The 15,929-nt window shown below is 68.1% G+C and carries 16 protein-coding genes; 10 read left to right on the forward strand and 6 right to left on the reverse strand.

Annotation, left to right across the window (positions count from 1 at the left end; translation table 11 throughout):
- The first annotated feature begins 174 nt into the window (after window positions 1-174).
- The 3 genes from BLR21_RS21305 to BLR21_RS21315 are packed head-to-tail and all read left to right on the forward strand — an operon-like array spanning window position 175 to window position 3,037.
- Window positions 175-1,167 (forward strand): FecCD family ABC transporter permease, encoded by a 993-nt coding sequence (locus BLR21_RS21305; protein ID WP_090007573.1) that lies wholly within the window; start codon window positions 175-177, stop codon window positions 1,165-1,167.
- Window positions 1,164-2,243 carry a FecCD family ABC transporter permease gene (locus BLR21_RS21310; protein ID WP_256334839.1) on the forward strand — a complete coding sequence of 360 codons (1,080 nt, stop codon included), beginning with the start codon at window positions 1,164-1,166 and terminating at the stop codon, window positions 2,241-2,243. Before BLR21_RS21305 ends, BLR21_RS21310 begins: the two co-directional genes overlap by 4 nt.
- Window positions 2,240-3,037 carry an ABC transporter ATP-binding protein gene (locus BLR21_RS21315; RefSeq protein ID WP_090007574.1) on the forward strand — a complete coding sequence of 266 codons (798 nt, stop codon included), beginning with the start codon at window positions 2,240-2,242 and terminating at the stop codon, window positions 3,035-3,037. Before BLR21_RS21310 ends, BLR21_RS21315 begins: the two co-directional genes overlap by 4 nt.
- A 376-nt stretch (window positions 3,038-3,413) precedes the next feature.
- On the opposite strand, the gene BLR21_RS21320 is transcribed toward BLR21_RS21315, so the two are convergent.
- Window positions 3,414-4,217 (reverse strand): (2Fe-2S)-binding protein, encoded by an 804-nt coding sequence (locus tag BLR21_RS21320; protein ID WP_090007575.1) that lies wholly within the window; start codon window positions 4,215-4,217, stop codon window positions 3,414-3,416.
- A 319-nt stretch (window positions 4,218-4,536) separates the two neighbouring features.
- On the opposite strand from BLR21_RS21320, the gene BLR21_RS21325 reads away from it, so the two are divergent.
- The 6 genes from BLR21_RS21325 (at window position 4,537) to BLR21_RS21350 (ending at window position 11,251) form a co-directional block, all read left to right on the forward strand.
- The gene (locus BLR21_RS21325; RefSeq protein ID WP_090007576.1) at window positions 4,537-7,101 is read left to right on the forward strand and encodes an ATP-dependent Clp protease ATP-binding subunit; all 2,565 of its coding nucleotides are present in this window, start codon (window positions 4,537-4,539) and stop codon (window positions 7,099-7,101) included.
- A 190-nt stretch (window positions 7,102-7,291) separates the two neighbouring features.
- Complete coding sequence (locus BLR21_RS21330; RefSeq protein ID WP_090007577.1) at window positions 7,292-7,948, forward strand: YbaB/EbfC family nucleoid-associated protein; 657 nt, start codon at window positions 7,292-7,294, stop codon at window positions 7,946-7,948.
- Window positions 7,945-8,268: a WXG100 family type VII secretion target gene (locus tag BLR21_RS21335; protein ID WP_090007578.1), complete on the forward strand. Its 324-nt coding sequence runs from the start codon at window positions 7,945-7,947 to the stop codon at window positions 8,266-8,268. The genes BLR21_RS21330 and BLR21_RS21335 overlap by 4 nt, the downstream gene beginning before the upstream one ends.
- A gap of 9 nt (window positions 8,269-8,277) precedes the next feature.
- Window positions 8,278-9,393: a hypothetical protein gene (locus tag BLR21_RS21340; protein WP_090007579.1), complete on the forward strand. Its 1,116-nt coding sequence runs from the start codon at window positions 8,278-8,280 to the stop codon at window positions 9,391-9,393.
- 20 nt (window positions 9,394-9,413) lie between these two features.
- Window positions 9,414-10,193 carry a hypothetical protein gene (locus BLR21_RS21345; RefSeq protein WP_090007580.1) on the forward strand — a complete coding sequence of 260 codons (780 nt, stop codon included), beginning with the start codon at window positions 9,414-9,416 and terminating at the stop codon, window positions 10,191-10,193.
- Between the two features lie 35 nt (window positions 10,194-10,228).
- Complete coding sequence (locus tag BLR21_RS21350) at window positions 10,229-11,251, forward strand: endonuclease/exonuclease/phosphatase family protein (protein ID WP_256334840.1); 1,023 nt, start codon at window positions 10,229-10,231, stop codon at window positions 11,249-11,251.
- Here the strand turns inward: BLR21_RS21350 and BLR21_RS21355 are convergent.
- From BLR21_RS21355 to BLR21_RS21365, 3 genes are read right to left on the reverse strand one after another with little or no spacing between them, the layout of a single operon-like run.
- Complete coding sequence (locus BLR21_RS21355) at window positions 11,223-12,017, reverse strand: SIR2 family NAD-dependent protein deacylase (RefSeq protein ID WP_090007800.1); 795 nt, start codon at window positions 12,015-12,017, stop codon at window positions 11,223-11,225. The genes BLR21_RS21350 and BLR21_RS21355 overlap by 29 nt on opposite strands.
- Complete coding sequence (locus BLR21_RS21360; protein ID WP_090007804.1) at window positions 12,017-12,328, reverse strand: antibiotic biosynthesis monooxygenase family protein; 312 nt, start codon at window positions 12,326-12,328, stop codon at window positions 12,017-12,019. The genes BLR21_RS21355 and BLR21_RS21360 overlap by 1 nt, the downstream gene beginning before the upstream one ends.
- Window positions 12,329-12,338: 10 nt before the next feature.
- Window positions 12,339-13,793, reverse strand: coding sequence for a M1 family metallopeptidase (locus tag BLR21_RS21365; protein ID WP_090007581.1), 1,455 nt, complete (start codon window positions 13,791-13,793; stop codon window positions 12,339-12,341).
- A 15-nt stretch (window positions 13,794-13,808) separates the two neighbouring features.
- Here BLR21_RS21365 and BLR21_RS21370 point away from each other — a divergent pair, with 15 nt between their 5' ends.
- Window positions 13,809-14,555 (forward strand): alpha/beta fold hydrolase, encoded by a 747-nt coding sequence (locus BLR21_RS21370; protein WP_030480512.1) that lies wholly within the window; start codon window positions 13,809-13,811, stop codon window positions 14,553-14,555.
- Here BLR21_RS21370 and BLR21_RS21375 read toward each other — a convergent pair.
- A complete protein-coding gene (locus tag BLR21_RS21375; RefSeq protein ID WP_090007582.1) occupies window positions 14,504-15,013 on the reverse strand; it encodes a 2'-5' RNA ligase family protein in 510 nt (169 codons plus the stop codon). The genes BLR21_RS21370 and BLR21_RS21375 overlap by 52 nt on opposite strands.
- Window positions 15,014-15,883, reverse strand: a complete 870-nt coding sequence (locus tag BLR21_RS21380) for an HhH-GPD family protein (RefSeq protein ID WP_090007583.1) — start codon at window positions 15,881-15,883, stop codon at window positions 15,014-15,016.
- Window positions 15,884-15,929 lie beyond the last annotated feature (46 nt).

A 15,929-nucleotide genomic window follows, 5' to 3' on the forward strand; every position in this document is an offset into this window, starting at 1 on the left:
ACTTTTTGGTTGACCCGACAACGGGTTGACTGAATATTGTTCGATGATCTTCTTTGGCTCGTTCTTCCGCCGGTGAGGCCGGTGATGTGACCGGAATCGGCGCCCTCGACCTCGGTGCGGCGAGGTGGTTCGGTTAGGCTTACCTCTCCTGTCTTGGGTTGAGGAGGGTAGGCCGTGGGTCGTAGGTCGTTCGGCCTGCTCTTCCTGCTGGTCGTGCTGGTCGCCGTGTGCCTGGCGAGCATCGCGATCGGCTCGAAGGAGATCCCGCTTTCCGGGGTGTGGCACGGTCTCTTCACACCGACGGGCGTCGAGGACGACGTGGTGGTCCGCGAGCTGCGGGTCCCGCGGACGTTGCTCGGCATCGCGGTGGGCATCGCACTCGGTGTGGGTGGCGCTCTCATGCAGGGCCACACGCGCAATCCGCTGGCCGATCCCGGCATCCTCGGCGTCACGCAGGGCGCGGCGCTGGCGGTCGTGCTCTCGATCTTCCTGCTCGGGGTCAACTCGCTGGTCGGCTACATCTGGTTCGCCTTCGCCGGCGCGATGCTCGCGAGCGTCCTGGTGTTCCTGCTCGGGTCGGCCGGGCGGGGCGGGCCGTCTCCGGTGACGCTGGCGCTGGCCGGTGCCGCGGTCTCCGCGCTGATGAACGGCCTGGTGTCGGCGATCGTGCTGCTCGACCAGCAGTCGCTCGACGCGTTCCGGTTCTGGCAGGTCGGCGCCATCGCCGGCCGCGACCTGACGGTGCTGACGCAGGTGCTGCCGTTCCTGCTGGCCGGCCTGCTCATCGCCGCGTTCAACGCGCCGGGGCTCAACGCCATGTCGCTGGGCGAGGACGTGGCGAAGTCGCTGGGCGTGAACGTCAGCCGGACGCGTTCGCTGGGCATCTTCGCCATCACGCTGCTGGTCGGCGGGGCCGTCGCCGCGTGCGGGCCGATCGGGTTCCTGGGGCTCGTGGTGCCGCACGTCGCGCGCGCGTTCACCGGCCCCGACTACCGCTGGATCCTGCCGTACTCGGCCCTGCTCGGAGCGATCCTGATCCTGTTCGCCGACATCGCCGGACGAGTGGTCGCCCGCCCGTCCGAAGTCGAGGTCGGCGTGATGCTCGCGCTGATCGGCGCTCCGTTCTTCATCTTCCTGGTCCGGCGCAAGAGGCTGGTGAAGATTTGACGACCGCTGTGAAGACTCCCGCGGCCAAGGCGCCCGCCCTGAGGCTGGGCGCGGCCTCGTTCAGGCTCCGCCGCCGGCCGTTGCTGGTGGTGGCGGCCTCGCTGGTCGTCCTGGCGGCGCTGCTGGTCGCCGACATCGTGATCGGCGACTTCCCGCTGACGGTGACCCAGGTCGTCGACACGCTGCTGGGTGGCGGCACGCGCCGCGACCAGTTCGTGGTGATGGAACTGCGGATGCCGCGAGCACTGACGGGCCTGCTGGTCGGAGGCGCTCTCGGACTCTCCGGGGCGATCTTCCAGGCCATCGTGCGCAACCCGCTGGCGTCGCCGGACATCCTCGGCGTGACCTGGGGAGCCGGCGCCGGCGCGGTCTCGGTGATCACCTTCGCCGGTTCGCTGGGCGTGGTGACCGGCAGCGCGGCCTCGATCGGCCTCCCGCTGGCGGGCCTGACCGGCGGTCTGCTCGCGGGCCTGCTGGTCTACGCGCTGGCGTGGCGGCAGGGCATCGAGGGCTTCCGGATGGTGCTGGTGGGCATCGGCATCACCGCCGTGGCCGGCAACTTCACGCACTACCTGCTGACCGTCGGCGACGTGCAGGACGCGGGCCGCGCGATGGTGTGGATCACCGGCTCGCTGAACGGCCGCGGCTGGGAGCACGTCGTGCCGGTCGCCCTGGCGCTGGTCGTGCTGGTCCCCGTGGCCCTGATCGGCGGCCATGTTCTCGGGGCTTTGCAGTTCGACGACCAGACCTCGCGCGGGCTCGGCGTGCGAGTCAACGTCGCGCGGTCGTTCCTGATCATCGTGGCGATCGTGCTGGCCTCGGTGGCCACCGCCGCGGCCGGTCCGATCACGTTCGTGGCTTTGGCATCGCCGCAGATCGCTCTACGGCTGTCCGGGACCGCTCAGCCGCCGTTGTTCGGTTCGGTGGTGGTCGGCGGTGCGCTGGTGATGTTGTCGGACCTGGTGGCGCGGACCATCTACCGCACCGAACTGCCGGTCGGTGTCGTGACCGCGGTTCTGGGTGCGCCCTATCTGATGTTCCTGCTGATCCGAAGCCGCCGGGAGGCGCGGGTATGAGTGTGCGTCTTGAGGCTTCGTCGTTGTGCGTGGGCTACGGGGAACGGCAGGTCGTCGACTCGCTCGATCTGTCGATCATCGGTGGCACGGTTACCGCGGTGATCGGGCCCAACGGGTGTGGCAAGTCGACTCTGCTGAAGGCGTTGGGGCGGTTGCTGCCTGCTCGGTCCGGTGCGGTGTTGCTGGACGGCCGGCAGATCGATTCGATGTCCACTCGGGATGTTGCCCGGGTTCTGGGGATGTTGCCTCAGGCTCCGTCTGCTCCTGAGGGGCTGACTGTGGCTGATCTGGTGGCTCGGGGGCGGCATCCGCATCAGTCCTGGTATCGGCAGTGGTCTTCTGATGACGCTGCTGCTGTTGATGCCGCGTTGGCTATGACCGGGATTCTGGATCTGGCTGAGCGGACTGTTGACGAGCTGTCCGGGGGGCAGCGGCAGCGGGCTTGGATCTCCATGGCTCTTGCTCAGGGGACTGATCTGTTGCTGCTGGACGAGCCGACCACCTATCTGGATCTTGCTCATCAGATTGATGTGCTGGATTTGGTGCAGGAGCTGCATGTTTCCATGGGGCGGACGATTGTCATGGTGTTGCATGACTTGAACTTGGCTGCTCGGTATGCGGACAACATCGTGGCCATGCGGGATGGGCGGGTCGTGTCGCAGGGGGCGCCTGTTGAGGTTTTGACTGAGCGGATGTTGTTGGAGGTGTTCGGGTTGGATGCTCGGGTTGTCGAGGATCCGGTTTCTGGGACGCCGTTGGTTGTGCCTGTTGGGTCTCGGCATCGGGTGCCGTAGGTGGGTCGCGATACTTGTGGGTGGTTGGGGTTGCGGGCGGCCTGGTTGCGGTTGCGTGCTTCCCCTGGGGGCGCTGCCCCCAGACCCCCGGCAATCTGATCAGGGGGTAGCGCCGCCTGTGGGTTGATGGCACGCCTGTTGCTGTGGGCGGCTGCCTGTTGCTTTGAGGGTTGCGTTGGCGGTGGGGTCCCATCACGAGCCGAGCCAAGAGCGGGCCACATGCAGGTAGGGGTGTCAACTCGACGAAAAGCGTGTCGAGTTGACACCCCTACCTGCATGCAGCAAGAGCTATGGCGCGACTCGTGATGGGACCCCACCGCCTGGCCCGCGCGGTAAGGACGGCTCGCCTGCGGCGTCGCGTGCGATCAGGCGGGCGTTAGTTGTTGCAGGTGGTGCGGGGGCAAGCCGTGCACGGTTCTGCGTTTGGCAGGACGTAGTGGAAGCAGCAGCTGTTTCGCTTGCGCTTCCAGCCCTCGTCGGTGAAGTGCAGGGACGAGGCTGCCACGAACGGTTCCAGTTTTTCGGGGAGGATCATCGCGGCGTCGGTTACGCCTGCGTTCTCGTCGCCGAACAGGCGGCCTGCTGCCCACGGGCCGTATTCGAGCATGTCGGTTGCTGCTGCCCAGAGTTGGCGGCGGCCGAAGCGGACCACCTGGCCGAACGAGGCTACGAACTGGGCTGCGTGTGCTGCGTAGCGGGCGCGCAGGATTGCTGCCAGGGCTGCTTCGTTGGCTACTACGGTCGCTGCTGGGTGGTTTGACGCCGGGTCGTCCGGGAGGCAGGCGAACTCGTCGCACATCAGGGCCATGCCGTCGGGGTGCGGGCGGCCTGCCGTGTTGAGGTGGAACGCCATGTCTGAAGGCTTGAGGGTTGGTACGCGGCGGGCCGTGTGGAAGAGGAGGCCTGCCAGGTAGCCGGGCTGGTGCAGGTACCAGCCCATTACGTAGCCGGCGGTCGCGCGGTCGTCGGACTCGCCGTACTGCTCGACCATCCACTCCGCGAGGTCCTTGCGCCACAGGTCGAACCGGGTGGGCTCCGCCAGCAGGTCCGAGCAGATCGTCCAGTCGTCGGGCGGGGTGCCGAAGACGATCTCGGTGCCGGTCCGCAGGCGGGCGATGGATTCGGCCAGTGGCGTGAGCGCACGCGGGTTCTGCTGTGAGACCCTCGCAGGTACGGTCAACGCGCAAGTCCAATCTCATGCGTATCAGGCTTGCCTAACCTTACCTGGGATCTCCCTTCCTTCGCCTCTTCAGGTGTGCCCGGTCACAGGAGTATCGCTCAATGGTCGGTTGTTCGCGTTGAGCGGACATCGCCCGATCTGTGGAATCCGTTGCTTCCGACCTGCGTTGATGCCGATGTCAATGTTCGCCGGACGCGGCTTGCCGCTGATGGGAGCCACAGGCCTCGGGACCGCCCACTACAGTGGAGCCACGGTGCCGCGCTCACCAGGGTAGATCGGTGGAGCCGAGGACCGCCGACGCAGCAGTCAGGGAGTGCGAATGTTCGAAAGGTTCACCGACCGCGCGAGGCGGGTGGTTGTCCTTGCCCAAGAAGAGGCACGGATGCTCAACCACAACTACATCGGCACCGAGCACATCCTCCTGGGTCTGATCCACGAGGGTGAAGGTGTCGCCGCCAAGGCGCTGGAGTCGTTGGGGATTGCGCTGGAGGGCGTCCGCCAGCAGGTCGAGGAGATCATCGGCCAGGGCCAGCAGGCTCCGAGTGGACACATCCCCTTCACCCCCCGTGCGAAGAAGGTCCTGGAGCTCTCGCTGCGCGAGGCGCTTCAGCTCGGCCACAACTACATCGGCACCGAGCACATCCTGCTCGGCCTGATCCGCGAGGGCGAGGGCGTCGCCGCCCAGGTCCTCGTGAAGCTCGGGGCCGACCTCAACCGGGTGCGTCAGCAGGTGCTGCAGCTGCTGTCCGGTTACTCCACCGAGAAGGGCGCGGCGGAGTCGACCGGTCGTGGCGAAGGCACGCCGTCGTCGTCCTTGGTGCTCGACCAGTTCGGGCGCAACCTCACGGCCTCTGCCCGTGAAGGCAAGCTCGACCCGGTCATCGGGCGGGCCAAGGAGATCGAGCGGGTCATGCAGGTGCTGTCCCGCCGCACCAAGAACAACCCGGTCCTCATCGGCGAGCCCGGCGTCGGCAAGACCGCCGTCGTCGAGGGGCTGGCGCAGATGGTCGTCAAGGGCGAGGTGCCCGAGACGCTCAAGGACAAGCAGCTCTACACGCTCGACCTCGGCTCGCTGGTCGCGGGCTCGCGCTACCGCGGTGACTTCGAAGAGCGCCTGAAGAAGGTCCTCAAGGAGATCCGCACGCGCGGCGACATCATCCTGTTCATCGACGAGATCCACACCCTCGTCGGTGCGGGTGCCGCCGAGGGCGCGATCGACGCCGCGAGCATTCTGAAGCCGATGCTGGCTCGTGGTGAGCTGCAGACGATCGGTGCCACCACCCTCGACGAGTACCGCAAGCACGTCGAGAAGGACCCCGCGCTGGAGCGCCGCTTCCAGCCGATCCAGGTGGGCGAGCCGTCGCTCGAGCACACCATCGAGATCCTCAAGGGCCTGCGCGACCGGTACGAGGCGCACCACCGCGTCTCGATCACCGACTCCGCGCTGGTCGCCGCCGCCACGCTGGCCGACCGGTACATCAACGACCGGTTCCTGCCCGACAAGGCGATCGACCTCATCGACGAGGCCGGCGCGCGCATGCGCATCCGCCGGATGACCGCGCCGCCAGACCTGCGCGAGTTCGACGAGAAGATCGCGGACGTCCGTCGCGACAAGGAGTCCGCGATCGACGCGCAGGACTTCGAGCGCGCGGCGAAGCTGCGTGACGCGGAGAAGCAGCTCCTGGGCCAGAAGGCCGAGCGGGAGAAGCAGTGGAAGGACGGTGACCTGGACGTCGTCGCGGAGGTCGACGACGAGCAGATCGCCGAGGTCCTCGCCAACTGGACCGGCATCCCGGTGTTCAAGCTCACCGAGGAGGAGACCACGCGTCTGCTCCGCATGGAGGACGAGCTGCACAAGCGGATCATCGGCCAGGTCGACGCGGTCAAGGCCGTGTCGCAGGCGATCCGCCGCACCCGCGCCGGTCTGAAGGACCCGAAGCGTCCCTCGGGCTCGTTCATCTTCGCCGGCCCGTCCGGTGTCGGTAAGACCGAGCTCTCGAAGGCGCTCGCGAACTTCCTGTTCGGCGAGGACGACGCGCTCATCCAGATCGACATGGGCGAGTTCCACGACCGGTACACCGCGTCGCGGCTCTTCGGTGCCCCTCCCGGTTACGTCGGCTACGAAGAGGGCGGCCAGCTCACCGAGAAGGTGCGCCGCAAGCCGTTCTCCGTCGTGCTGTTCGACGAGATCGAGAAGGCCCACCAGGAGGTCTACAACACGCTGCTCCAGGTGCTGGAGGACGGCCGCCTGACCGACGGTCAGGGCCGGACGGTGGACTTCAAGAACACCGTCATCATCTTCACGTCGAACCTGGGCACGTCGGACATCAGCAAGGCCGTCGGCCTCGGCTTCACCTCGGGTCAGGACACCGCGTCCAACTACGAGCGTATGAAGAACAAGGTCAACGACGAGCTGAAGAAGCACTTCCGGCCCGAGTTCCTCAACCGCATCGACGACATCATCGTCTTCCACCAGCTGACTCAGGACGAGATCATCAAGATGGTGGACCTGATGATCGCCCGCGTCGAGACGCAGCTGAAGAACAAGGACATGGCGATCGAGCTCACGGATCGCGCGAAGATGCTCCTCGCGAAGCGCGGCTTCGACCCGGTGCTGGGCGCCCGCCCGTTGCGCAGGACGATCCAGCGCGAGATCGAGGACACCCTGTCGGAGAAGATCCTGTTCGGCGAGATCCAGCCGGGCCAGATCATCCTCACCGACGTCGAGGGCTGGGACGGTGAGTCCGACCAGCACGACAAGGCGAAGTTCGTGTTCCGCGGCGAGGCCAAGCCGAACCGCGTGCCCGACGCCCCGCCCGTCGACCTCACCGCCTCGGCGCCCGCCGCCGAGTCGCAGGACGCTCCGGCGAACGAGTCCGAGTGACCTGACCAGCATTACGCGAACGGCCCCCAGGAATCCTGGGGGCCGTTTCGTCTGTGTGGAACCGGATCGGCGCCCAGTTCGTCGGATCACAACGCAGTGTGGATTTGATCGTTCCGCCTCCAAGGCGGCCGATCGTTGTCGACAATCGCTGCTCACGGTGACTATGAGAGAACTTGAGGGAGGTCTCAGAGTGTCGGCCGAGTTCGACCAGCTGGTCGCTCAGTTCGAGCGGTTCCAGTCCCAGATGCATCGCGTGGACCAGCAGTTCGCCAACATCGACGAGATGCAACAGCAGTTGGCGGACATGGAAGCCGTGGCCACGTCGTCCGACAGAGCAGTCACCGTCGTTGCGGGACCGTCCGGTTCGATCAAGGACATCAGGCTCACGGACCAGGCCATGCGCCGCCCACCGCACGCGCTGGCCGCCGAGCTGATGTCCACGCTGCAGAAGGCGGTCGCGGAAGCCGCGCGCCGCCAGGCGGGGATCGTCGAGGGTGCGCTGGGTGACGACATGCACCTCAAGGACCAGGTCCTGGAAACCCAGGCGCAGCTCTTCGGCATGTCCAAAGAGGACCTTCAGCGGGTGACCGAGGAGGAGACGGCGGCCCCTGCGCCGCAACGACCCCCGATGCCTCCGCCGCCTCCGCCCGCGCCGCAGGGAGGGCCGGTCCGCCAGGCGCCTCCTCCGCCGCCGCGCAGGCAGGCCCCGGAGTCCGGCGAGGACTTCTCCGACCAGAACGTGCTCCGCGGCGACTCGTGGCAGTCGCGGTCGCCCCAGCCGCCGCCCCCGGCGCCGCCGAAGCAGGGCGGCTACCTGAACCTCTACGACGATGAGGACGGGCGATGAGCGGCACCTTCGAAGTCAACCCCGAGGAACTGAGGGCGTTCGCGGGCAAGCTGGACGGCCACAAGGGCACGGCTGGTGAGATCGCCGGGCTCGTGGACAAGGCGGACGTCGGCCAGAAGTCGTGGGGCATCGTCGGCCTGTTCGTCAAGGACGAGTACGACCAGATGCTCGGCGACCTCAAGGAACTGATGAAGGACCTGCAGAACGGTCTGCAGTCGGCCGGCGACAAGTTCCGCGGCACCGCGCAGGGCTACCAGGACCAGGAGGACGCGCTGGAGGCGATCTTCAACGGCGTCCAGATCGAGATCAGCGGGAAGTAGGGCGTCGGCATGGCGGAAGAGGATTTCGAGGCCGGCGGGGTCAAGATCACCGTTGGCGAGAAGACCACCGGCCAGAAAGCGGCCGAGGCTGCGCCCTTCTACGGCAGCTATCTCAAGACGAAAGAGGCACTGGGCAAGAGCAACGAGACCGGAGGCAGCGCCGCGCTGGCCTCCGAGGGCAGCGCGCTGATCAGCGCGGTCGGCACCGCCGCCCAGGGCATCGCGATGGACCCGATCGGCTGGCTGGTCGGTCAGGGGCTGAACTTCCTGATCAGTGTGTGTCAGCCGCTGGAAGACGCGATCCACTTCGTCAGCGGCGACGGCCCGGCACTGTCCCAGGCGGGCGAGAACTACGGTGCCATCGCCGAGGGCATCGGCAAGCTGCGCGAGACGTTCGACTCCGACCTGTCGAGCTCCGTGCAGAGCTGGGGCGGCGAGACGTCCGAGGTCGCCAGCACGAAGCTGGGCGAGTTCGCCAACGGCATCGACGGCGTGGCTGGCCAGGCCGGTGAGCTGGCCGAGATGCTGATGATCTCCAGCATGATCATGACGATCATCGAGGACATCATCAAGGCCATCCTCACCGAGCTGATCACCTGGCTGATCATGATCTGGATCCCGGCACTGGCCGCCGCGGTACCGAGTTTCGGCGCCTCCACCGCCGCGGCCGGGGCCGCCACCGGCGTCCGCGTGGCGTCGACGGCAGGTCGCGTGTCCCGCATCGTCGCCAAGCTGCGCCAGTTCCTGCAGAAGATCATGCAGTTCCTCCGCAACCTCGGCGCCCGCCTCAAGAACGTGAAGACCGCGTTCCAGAAGTCCATGGCGGACAAGAAGGTCGCGAGCCAGGCGGCCGACGTGAAGCTCGAGGGTCTCAGCAAGCTGCAGAAGATCAAGACCAACCCGATCACCCGTCTGAACAGCAAGGACGGCATGATCGGTGAGCGGGTGCAGCAGGGTTTCGGCAAGTCGATGGTGGACGCCGCCGGCAACGAGGCGCTGGCGCAGGTCAACCCGACGCACGAGAAGGGCCTGCGCAACCAGGGCATGAACGACAAGGCCAACTCGTACGACCAGACCGGCTCTGATCACTCGAAGCAGCGCATCGAGGGCTACCTCGACATCTGATCGATCGAGGAACCGACGACATGGAACCGTGGAAGCTCAAGCTCGGACTGCTCGTGCTGATCCTGGTGGCGCTGTTGGCACTGATGTTCTGGTGGCGGTGGCGCGCGGACCGCAAGGAGGCCCTCGACCACGCGGCCGGGCTGGCCAAGTTCGCGGCGAGCATGGGCGGGACCCTCACGGTCGCGAGCGCTTGGTCCGCTGACCTGCGCCGCCCGTTCGCGCAGGAGCACGGCAACGTGCTCGGCTGGCTGCGCCGGGCGTCGGAGGCGAGGTTCGACCACGCGCTCGACTTCGACCGGCACGGCTGGCGGGTGCGGGTGACCGAGGCGTCGATCGAGCTGGACAGCGCGTCCACGCAGGACAAGGTGGTCACCCATGTCGAGCACCGGATCGAGGTGGCGACGGCGAACCTGGTGCCGCTGAAGCTCGTCTCCAGCAGTTGGGCAGGGGGCAGCGGCGCGCGGAGCTGGGTGGGCGAGATGCCCCAGACCGTCGCCGCCGGCCCGCAGCCGCAGTGGCAGGAGCTGAGGCTGCCCGCCAGCGCGGACCAGTTGTTCCTGGTGTTCACCGCCGATCCGCACCGGGCGGCCGCGATGTTCACCCCCGCGGCCGTCGACCGGCTGCTGGGTGAGTCGCGGGCGTCCAACCTGCGGCCTCTCACGGTCGAAGCGGGCATCGCCTACTCGGTGGCGGTGGGGCCGATCGATCCGAAGGTCGTGCTGCAGACCGTCGACGCGATCACCGGGCTGCTCGAACGCATGCCCGGTGCTCAGCCGACGCATCCGGAGGTCACTGCCTGAGGCAACGGAACCCCGCCATCGACCGTCTCTTGGCTGTGCACACCACACCGGAGACCGACGCGCGCTCGGGCACACTGCACGGCGTGGTCACCACCGAGGTGAAGCCGGCCCGAAGCGGTTTCGCCACGTTCCTGCTGGTCGTGTGCGCGATGGCGTTCGTCATGGCGGCGCTGGTCAGGCTGCTCGGCATCGACGGCACGCGGTACATGATCGCCGCGACGTCGCTGACCCCGTACATCACCGTCGTGGGCCTGGTCATCGGGTTGTTCGCGTTGTTCCGCAAGCGGTGGGTCATCGGGCTGACGATGACGCTGGTGGCGGTCGTGCTGGCCGCGAACGTGGCGCCGCGGGCGTTCTCCGACGCACGGCCGAACGGGGTGGGGCAGCAGGTCAGACTGATGACGTCGAACCTGCTCACCGGCATCGCGGACGCGCAGTTCATCGTGCAGGAGGTCAGGAAGCGCAACATCGACATCCTGGCGATGCAGGAGCTGACGCCGCAGATGGTGGGCGACCTCGACCGGGCGGGTCTGCGCCAGGTGCTGCCCAACCGGGTGTTCCTCGACGAACCGGGCGGGTCGGGCAGCGGCATCGCGTCCCGGTTCCCGCTCTCGCGGCGCAACCTGACGCCGCCGGGCTCGTTGCAGCAGGCCGGTGCGCTCGTCGACCTGCCGGGCAAGGACATCGAGGTCGTCTCGGTGCACCCGTTGCCGCCGGTCGTCACCGACGGACCCGAGCCGTGGCAACGAGAGCTCGCCGGGTTGCCCGCGCCCGACTCGACCGGTGCGATCAGGGTGCTCGCCGGCGACTTCAACGCCACGCTTGACCATGTCGGCCTCACGCGGCTGCTGAACAAGGGTTACGTGGACGCGGCCGACCAGGTCGGCAAGGGGCTGATCCACACCTGGCCGAGTGCCAGCGGGTTCTGGCCGCCGCCGGTCACCATCGACCACGTGCTGGTGGACTCGAAGATTCTGGTGGACACGCTGGACGTGTTCGACGTGCCCGGCAGCGACCACCGGGCCGTCGTCACGCAGTTCGTCGTGCCAAGGCTGTGAGGGCTTCCAGCGCGCCGACCGGCAGCGACACCCCGCGGCCGTGCCGGACCTCCGGCTCGCGGACGTTGATCCGGATCAACGCACCGTTCGCCGCGCTGGCCAACTCGGCGTGACGCCGCACGGTCGGCACGGCGGTGCCGGCACCGACCTCCACCACGACGAGCCTGCGCTGGTTCCTGCGCCACGCCGTCAGCTCGTCCAGCTGCCGCTGGCTGCGGTGCGGCACCCAGCCCCAGTCGCCGAACATCAGGATGTTGGGCCGCGCCAGCCCGCCGCACGACGGGCACGACGGCAGTTCGCCGGTCGCCCGCATCGTCGCCGGATCGACTGCGACGTCGAACGAGCACTCCCAGATCTCGTCCGTGCACGGCTCCACGCACTGGGCGTGGTGGATCGACCCGTGGACCTCGGCGACGTCCGCGAAACCCGCTTTCTGGAACTGTCCGTCCACATTGGACGTGAAAACGCGCGCACCCCATGACCGCAGCACGGCGAAACCCTCGTGCGGCACGGTCGCGCGGTACAGGCCGAGCCGATGGCCGTAGAAACCCCACGCCAGCGCGGGATCGTCGGCGAAGTGCACGGGGTCGGCGATCTCCTCGAACTTCAGCCCGAGCCGCTCGTAGGGCGGGTACGCCCGCCAGAAGCCCTCGGTGCCGCGGAAGTCGGGAAGACCCGAGTCGACCCCTATGCCGGCACCGGCGCAGACGAGCACGGCGTCCGCGCCGGCGATCAGCTCGGCGGCTCTGTCGTAGGCCTCCTCGATCACTTCTTGGGCTTGCTCCCCAGCACGACCTCGAACTCCAGCAGGTCGGCACCGCTCGACACGGGCCGTGCGCGCTCACCCGAGTGAGCGGCCGCACCGGCCTCACCGTCGCGCCACGCGGTGAAGGCCTCGTCGGTCTCCCAGTGCGTGACGACGAAGTAGCGGTCCTCGCCCGCGACGGGGCGCAGGAGCTCGAAGCCGAGGAAGCCGGGCTGGTTGTCGACCGCGCCCAGCCGGGCGGCGAACCGCTTCTCGAGCTCGGGGCCGTTGCCCTCGGGAACCTTGATCGCGTTGATCTTCACGACTGCCATGCCGACCAGCCTAGCGACGAACACCGACAGGCAGCAGGTACTGATCTTCCGGAATGCCCGACTCGCGGAACCACGCCGCGAAGAACCCGTCCAGCGGCTGCCCGGACGCGGCTTTGAAGTGCTCCTCGAACTCCGGCCACGAGGCGTTGCCGTCGCGGTGCTTCACCAGCCACGTCTGCAGCGCCTTGAAGAACACGTCGTCACCGACCTGCTTGCGCAGCGCGTGCATGCCCATCAGGCCCTTGTCGTAGACGCCGCGGAACTCGTTGCCCTTGCCCATGTCGTAGAGCTTCGGCGCCCAGAACGCCGCCCGGTCGCGCCGCTGCTCCACGTTGTCGCGGTAGCGCTGGTCGAGGTCCGTGCCCTCCTTCTCCAGCCACAGCCACTGGGCGTAGGACGCGAGGCACTCGTTCAGGCAGATGTCCGCCCAGTTCTCGATCGACACCGAGTCGCCGAACCACTGGTGGGCGTTCTCGTGCACGACCGTCTCCAGGTCGGCCCAGGCGGCGTAGATCGGACGGGTCTGGGTCTCCAGCGAGAACCCGATCTGGTCCGCGACCCAGATGCTGCCCGCCGCGCGCTGCGGGTACGGGCCGAACTTCGTCTCCAGGTACGCGAGGACCTCCGGTCCCTGCGACTGGATCGGCTTCTTGGTGGCGGACGTGCCGGGCGCGTACGCGTCGACGACCGGCGTGCCGTCGGGCAGCTTCGAGCGCACGACCTCGAACTTGTCGATCGCCACGGTGGCCAGGTAGGTCGCGAGCGGCGTCTCCTCCGACCAGGTGAACGTCGTCCAGCCGCCGTCGCGGGTCGCGGGGCCTTCGAGGCCGTTCGAGATCGCCGTCCAGCCGTCCGGGACGCGGGCCGCGACCTTCAGCGCCGCCTTGTCGCGCGGGGTGTCGTTGGCCGGGAACCACGTCGTCGCGGAGTGCGGCTGACCTGCGGCGAACGCGCCGCCGGTGGACGAGATCTGCCAGCCGCTGCGGCCCAGCGAGGCGTCGTTGATCGTCGTGGGCTCGCCGCCGTAGGTGACGACGGTGGTGAAGGGCTTGCTCTTCGCGAGCGGCGAGGCAGGCGTGATCACCAGCTCGTGGTCGCCTTCCTGCACGAACTTCGCGGGCTGCCCGCCGACCTTCACCTCGCTGACCTTCAGGCCCTCGAGGTCGAGGTTGAAGCGCGAGAGATCCTGGGCCGCGGTCGCGGTGATGGTGGCGACGCCGTCGAGCTTCCTGGACCCAGGGTCGTAGGTGATCGCCAGGTCGTAGAGCGTGACGTCGTAGCCGCTGTTGCCGTCCGTCGGGTAGTACGCGTCGCCCGCGCCCGCCCCTGCCTCCACCGCGGCCTGCGGCGACGTCTCCTGGCGCGCCTGCTGCGCGGGGCCGCCGTCCGGCGTTCTGAACACCACGAGCAGACCTGCGACGAGCACGACCAACACCAGGGCGATCAGGTACGGGCGGGCCTTCATGCGTTAATCATCCCTGTGTCGGTGGTGGAGTTCGGCGGAACGGGTCAAGGCGTACTGCTCCTGCACGGTCTGATGAGCAGGGCCACCGCCTGGTGGCCGGTCGCGCAGTGGCTCAGGCCGTTCGGGCGCGTGGTCGGCTTCGACCAGCGCGGGCACGGCCGCAACCCGCGGCGGGGACCGTTCCGCACCGAGGACTTCGTCGCTGACGCCGCCACGGCGATCGAGGACCTCGACCTCGGGCCCGCCGTGGTGATCGGGCACTCCATGGGCGGGCTGCACGCGTGGTGTCTCGCGGCGACCCGACCGGACCTGGTGAGCGCGATTGTGGTCGAGGACTTCGCCCCGGACAACAGGGGCAGGACGATCGACGAGTGGAAGTGGCTCTTCGACGCCTGGCCGGTGCCCTTCCAGTCGCTCGGGCACGTGACGTCGTACTTCGGCGCGCCGCTGTTCGCCGAGTACTTCGAGGAACGCGAGGACGGCTGGCACCTGATCGCCGAGATGGACGACCTGTACGAGATCGCCGGCCACTGGGGCACGCGGGCGTACTGGGACTTCATCGACGCCGTCGAGTGCCCGTCGCTGGTGATCGAGGCGGGCAGGGGCGGCCAGCTACCAGGGCAGATGGAGGAGGCAGCGCGGCGTTCCCGAGGCCACTACCTTTACGTCGAGGAGGCCGGGCACGTCGTGCACGACAGCGCGCCGTGGGTCTACCGGGGTGCTGTGGAGGCCTTCTTGAGCACGTCGATCTCGCCGGTCTGAGTGTCGACGATCGACACCTCGCGGACCTTCGCGCGGATCGGCTCGACCGGGAAGATCGCGGCGAACGCGGCCTTCATCGCGTCGTCGTCGATGTCGTGCGCGAGCGTGCAGTGCGGCACCCAGTTGCCCGGCAGGTAGTAGGCGCTCGGGTTCTTCACGTTGCTCGCCAGCACGTCGTGGATGGCGGAGTGCACGGCCAGCAGCTCGGTGTCCACCACGGCCGACAGCATCAGCACGTTGTCGGCCGTCGAGAACGTGCTGAGGGAGTGCAGGTAGAGGTCCGGCAGCCAGAGCCGGCCGAGGTCCTCTCGCAGTTCCTTGCGGACCTTGGGGCCGATGGCGCTCGCGACGGCGTAGGTGAGGTGCGGCGGGTAGTTGTGCTTCGCGCCGATGCGTTGCTGCAGGTCGCGGACCTTCTTGTCCGCCTCGTCGTCGAAGAACGCCACCAGCGCGTGCATTCAGTGCTCCCCAGGTAGCGCGAACAGGCCGTCCCGCGTTTGCTCGACCAGGCCGTCGTCCAGCAGCGAGACCAGGCACTTCTCGCGCTGCGTCACGTCGTTCCAGACGATGTCGAGCTGGATCTTGGGCACCGGCCCCGGCGCACCCCGCAGCACGTCCAGCAGCCTGCCCCGCACCTGACGGTCGGTGCCGGCGAACTTCTGCACCTTCTTCTCCGGCCCCGCATAGGCAGGCCGCCCAGCCAGCTGCCACGCGCACTCGGCGAACAACGGGCAGTCCGCGCACTTCTGGTTCTTCGCCGTGCAGATCAACGCGCCGAGTTCCATCAACGCCGCCGAGAACACCGCAGCGTCCTCCCGCGACGAGGGCAGGATCGCCTCGACGTCACGGAGATCGCGCTTGGTGGACGGCGGCCCCGCGTCCCCGGCCCCGTGCACAGCGCGCGCGACCACGCGCCGGACGTTCGTGTCGACGACGGCACACTTCTGCCCGTACGCGAACGTGGCCACCGCACGAGCCGTGTAGCTGCCGATGCCGGGCAGTGACTCCAGCGTCTCGATGTCCGACGGCACCACGTCGCCGTGGTCGCGGGCGATGGCGGTGGCGGCCTCGTGCAACCGCATGGCACGCCGCGGATAGCCGAGCTTGCCCCACATCCGCAGGACTTCACCCTGCGAGGAGGCCGCCATCGCGGACGGCACGGGCCAGCGTGCCAGCCACTCGTGCCAGATCGGTTCGACGCGGGAGACGGGCGTCTGCTGCAGCATGATCTCGCTGACCAGCACACCCCAGGCGGTGCACGAAGGACGGCGCCACGGCAGGTCTCGGGCCGCGGTGTCCCACCAGCCCAGCAGCAACTCGTGATTCATCGCCCGCCATTGTCGCGCAACGAAAAGGCCCCCCGAAGGGGGCCCT

This window comes from Lentzea albidocapillata subsp. violacea (assembly GCF_900100275.1).
Taxonomy (GTDB): domain Bacteria; phylum Actinomycetota; class Actinomycetes; order Mycobacteriales; family Pseudonocardiaceae; genus Lentzea; species Lentzea violacea.

What these genes read in the sequence shown, in the direction of transcription:
- BLR21_RS21315 (WP_090007574.1), top strand. Translation starts at nt 2,240, where the DNA reads ATGAGTGTGCGTCTTGAGGCTTCGTCGTTGTGCGTGGGCTACGGGGAA.
- BLR21_RS21325 (WP_090007576.1), top strand. Translation starts at nt 4,537, where the DNA reads ATGTTCGAAAGGTTCACCGACCGCGCGAGGCGGGTGGTTGTCCTTGCC.
- BLR21_RS21335 (WP_090007578.1), top strand. Translation starts at nt 7,945, where the DNA reads ATGAGCGGCACCTTCGAAGTCAACCCCGAGGAACTGAGGGCGTTCGCG.
- BLR21_RS21340 (WP_090007579.1), top strand. Translation starts at nt 8,278, where the DNA reads ATGGCGGAAGAGGATTTCGAGGCCGGCGGGGTCAAGATCACCGTTGGC.
- BLR21_RS21345 (WP_090007580.1), top strand. Translation starts at nt 9,414, where the DNA reads ATGGAACCGTGGAAGCTCAAGCTCGGACTGCTCGTGCTGATCCTGGTG.
- BLR21_RS21360 (WP_090007804.1), bottom strand. Translation starts at nt 12,328, where the DNA reads ATGGCAGTCGTGAAGATCAACGCGATCAAGGTTCCCGAGGGCAACGGC.
- BLR21_RS21365 (WP_090007581.1), bottom strand. Translation starts at nt 13,793, where the DNA reads ATGAAGGCCCGCCCGTACCTGATCGCCCTGGTGTTGGTCGTGCTCGTC.
- BLR21_RS21375 (WP_090007582.1), bottom strand. Translation starts at nt 15,013, where the DNA reads ATGCACGCGCTGGTGGCGTTCTTCGACGACGAGGCGGACAAGAAGGTC.
- BLR21_RS21380 (WP_090007583.1), bottom strand. Translation starts at nt 15,883, where the DNA reads ATGAATCACGAGTTGCTGCTGGGCTGGTGGGACACCGCGGCCCGAGAC.